Origin of the sequence: Aporhodopirellula sallentina SM41 (assembly GCF_000346505.1) — a bacterium.
Lineage (GTDB): Bacteria > Planctomycetota > Planctomycetia > Pirellulales > Pirellulaceae > Rhodopirellula > Rhodopirellula sallentina.
The window spans coordinates 1-1,876 of the sequence record NZ_ANOH01000336.1 but is presented as its reverse complement, the minus strand read 5'-3'; the positions used below and the strand labels follow the sequence as shown (position 1 = coordinate 1,876).

Annotated in this window: 2 protein-coding genes; both read right to left on the bottom strand. The window is 57.2% G+C overall.

Annotated features, from left to right (window positions below; translation table 11 throughout):
• A partial coding sequence (locus tag RSSM_RS22285) for a hypothetical protein (protein WP_044303291.1) occupies positions 1–484 on the bottom strand: 484 nt, incomplete at its 3' end.
• 117 nt (positions 485–601) lie between these two features.
• On the bottom strand, positions 602–1,876 hold a 1,275-nt coding region (locus RSSM_RS22280), incomplete at its 5' end, for a DUF1501 domain-containing protein (protein WP_044303292.1).

Below are 1,876 nucleotides of genomic sequence, written 5' to 3'. Positions count from 1 at the left end.
CACACACGAACACGATCGCGCACATTGTCGACAACGCCAACAAATCGAAAATCCCGGCACGCGACTGACCATCAAGCTGAGGTTCGACAGGGTGCTCGGTCAACGCAATTTCCCGCCGCGACGTGAGCGAGCAACGTGACACCAGTCGATAAAGAATCGGCAGTATCCCCGCGGCCGAAAACACCATCAACATCATCGGAACGTGACCGACGTGAGCGAGCACGGCGTCTCCCCCGCTGGTATGCGAGTAAACAAGGTTGCCGATCAACGGCAGCGCGCCCCCCAACCCCAAGATCAATCCGCTGACGCATGCGAAGATCAGATAACGCGATCGACTGCGCGGATGGCGGAGCCACAACCACAGATGCAGCATGCAAACCGGGACCGCCAACGGAACGACCACAACGAGGCTGAAAAGGATCAAGACCAGCGCGACCGGAACCGCATCAACCACTCGCTCTCGAGGAACACGAAAGAAACGCATGCGAGACCGCCCCGAGTACACAAATCCATCGAGGCCGCATCCGCTTCGCCGCCCCATCAAAGACTCCCCAATATAGCCGAATTGGCGGGAGCTTATCGATGCTTCGGCAAGAAACGGCTACGCGAGAATGTCCTGGGCGACGGATCCCGCGACGTCGGTCAACCGCATCTCGCGACCGGCATGGCGAAACGTAAGCCGTTCATGATCGAGCCCGAGAAGGTGCAGGATGGTGGCATGCCAATCGTGGACATGCATCTTGTTTTCGATCGCCTCATAACCGTGCTCGTCGGTGCTTCCATAGCTGAAGCCGCCTTTGACGCCGCCTCCGGCCATCCACATCGTGTAGCCTTTGTGGTTATGGTCCCGACCGGTACCGCTGTCGGAATACGGTGTGCGTCCAAACTCGCCTCCCCAAACAAGAAGAGTGTCTTTGAGCATGTCACGACGTTTCAAGTCTGCGATCAAGCCCGCGATCGGTTTGTCGGTCTCGCTGCAGTTGTCGCTCAGTGCCGTTTGGATGTTACTGTGTTGATCCCAACTGCCGTGTCCCAATTCGATAAAGCGAACGCCCGACTCGGCAAAACGCCGCGCGAGTAAACACTGACGCCCGAAACCGTCGGTAGGATCTTCGTCGATGCCATAGAGCGAAAGCGTCTCTTGCGTCTCGTTCGAAAGGTCCATCACTTCCGGCACCGCGTCTTGCATCCGGAATGCGAGTTCGAAGTTCTCGATGGCACCTTCGACGATCGGATTGTGGCGATCGCGTTCAAGCTTTTCGCGGTTCAGGGCACCGATGAGATCGAGTTGTTTCCGTTGATTGTCCTTCGAAAGATTCAGTCCGCTCGATTCGGTGGATGGATCGTCGGTCAACCAGGACGGCAGGTTGTTGATTCCGTACGGGTTTGTTTCGCCACGTCGCATGCGATCAATTCGGCGATTTCGCTGGCTGCTGTCCTGGATCGTGAATTTGGTGCCCTGATAGGCTGCCGGCAAAAACGCGCTGCCGTAGTTCTGGGCTCCACCGGTCGCCGAAGGCGGGTTGATCGAAATGAATCCGGGAAGATTCTGGTTCTCGGTACCGAGACCGTAAAGCGACCACGCACCGAGCGACGGCCGAACAAACTGAAACGTTCCCGTGTGCATTTGCAACATCGCTTGAGCGTGCGCGGGTTGGTCGCAGTGCATCCCTCGAAGGAGACACATCTCATCGGCTTGGTTGGCGACGTTCGGGAACAAGTCGGATATCCAAAGTCCGCTGTCACCGCGCTGTTTGAATTTCCAAGGCGACGAGCACCATGGCGAACCATAGTTGGAGGCTCGCCCATGGTCGGTTTTGAGTCTCGGTTTATAATCGAACGTGTCGACATGCGAAGGACCACCCCGCATGCATAG